Annotated in this window: 1 protein-coding gene; it reads right to left on the reverse strand. The window is 65.5% G+C overall.

What is annotated here, in order from left to right; genetic code table 11:
* The coding region (locus ACO6D5_RS30015) for an NADP-dependent malic enzyme (RefSeq protein WP_485827424.1) at positions 1 to 1,941 on the reverse strand (1,941 nt) is incomplete at both ends.

Raw genomic sequence — 1,941 nt, forward strand, 5'->3', positions numbered from 1 at the left:
TCCACGTTCGGGCACACCAGCAGGTTCGCTTCGCCCTTCAAGGTGGACGACGGCAGGATGCGCATGCGCAACGCTTCATCCAGCGCGCAGTCGCCGTGCATTTCGCCGTCGACCTCAAGCTCGGGCGCCTGTTCGCGCACGATTTCCAGGGCGCGGCGCATCTTGGCGCCCGAAGCCGAGCTGCCCGATCCGAAGTTCGACCGCGACAGCAGCGCCACCTTCGGCGCCAGGTTCATGCGGGCCATTTCCTGCGCCGCCATCACCGTGAATTCGGCGATCTGCTCTGCCGTGGGCTCGTCGTTCACGTGCGTGTCCACCAGCACCACCGTGCGCTCGTTGAGCAGCAGGATGTTCATGGCGGCGTACACGTTGTGGCCCGGACGGCGGCCGATCACCTCGTCCACGAAACGCAGGTGGTCGTGATAGGCGCCCACCGACCCGCAGACCATGCCGTCGGCGTCGCCCAGGTGCACCATCATCGCACCGATCAAGGTCATGCGGCGGCGCATTTCCACGCGCGCCATTTCCTTGGTGATGCCGCGGCGGCACATGCGTTCCCAGTACGTCGTCCAGTACTGGTGGAAGCGTTCGTCGTATTCCGGATTGGTGACTTCGACGTCTTCGCCCAGGCGCAAGCGCAGGCCCAGCTTTTCGATGCGGGTCAGCAGCACCGAAGGACGTCCCACCAGGATGGGGCGGGCCAGGCCTTCGTCCACCACCACTTGCACGGCGCGCAGCACGCGTTCGTCCTCGCCTTCCGCGAACACGATGCGGGCCGGGCCGCCTTCGCGCACGATGCGCTTGGCTGCCGAGAACAGCGGCTTCATGAATGCGCCCGAGTGGTACACGAACTGCTGCAGCTGCTCTTCGTAGGCTTCAAGATCGGCCAGCGGACGCGTCGCCACGCCGCCCTCCATCGCCGCCTTGGCCACCGCCGGCGCGATGCGCACGATCAGGCGCGGATCGAACGGCTTGGGGATCAGGTAGTCGGGGCCGAACGAAATATCGAACGTGCCGTAGGCCGCGGCCACGACTTCGTTCTGCTCTTCCTGCGCCAGTTGGGCAATGGCGTAGACCGCCGCCTTTTCCATTTCGCGCGTGATGGTGGTGGCGCCCACATCCAGCGCGCCGCGGAAGATGTACGGGAAGCACAGCACGTTGTTGACCTGGTTCGGGTAATCCGAACGGCCCGTGGCCATGACCACGTCGTCGCGCACCGAATGCGCCAGTTCAGGCAGGATTTCCGGCGTGGGGTTGGCCAGCGCCAGGATCAGCGGGCGCGGACCCATCGTGGCGACCATTTCGGGCTTGAGCACGCCGCCCGCCGACAGGCCCAGGAACACGTCGGCGTCCTGGATCACTTCGGCCAGCTTGCGGGCGTCGGTCTTTTGCGCAAAGCGCGCCTTGTCCGGGTCCATCAGCACGGTGCGGCCTTCGAAGACCACGCCTTCGATGTCCGTCACCCAGATGTTTTCCAGCGGCAGGCCCAGGTCCACCATCAGGTCCAGGCAGGCCAGCGCGGCAGCGCCAGCGCCGGAAGTCACGACCTTGACCTTGTCGATGTCCTTGCCCACGACCTTCAGGCCGTTGATGAACGCCGCCGACACGCAGATCGCGGTGCCGTGCTGGTCGTCATGGAAGACGGGGATCTTCATGCGTTCACGGAGCTTGCGCTCGACGGTGAAGCATTCCGGGGCCTTGATGTCTTCCAGGTTGATGCCGCCGAAGGTGGCTTCCAGGCCGGCGATGATCTCGACCAGCTTGTCCGGGTCGGTTTCGTTGATTTCGATGTCGAAGACATCCAGGCCGGCAAACTTCTTGAACAGCACCGCCTTGCCTTCCATGACCGGCTTGGAGGCCAGCGCGCCGATGTTGCCCAGGCCCAGCACCGCGGTGCCGTTGGTGATCACGCCCACCAGGTTGCCGCGCGCGGTGTAGCGG

Source organism: Achromobacter sp. (assembly GCF_057314935.1).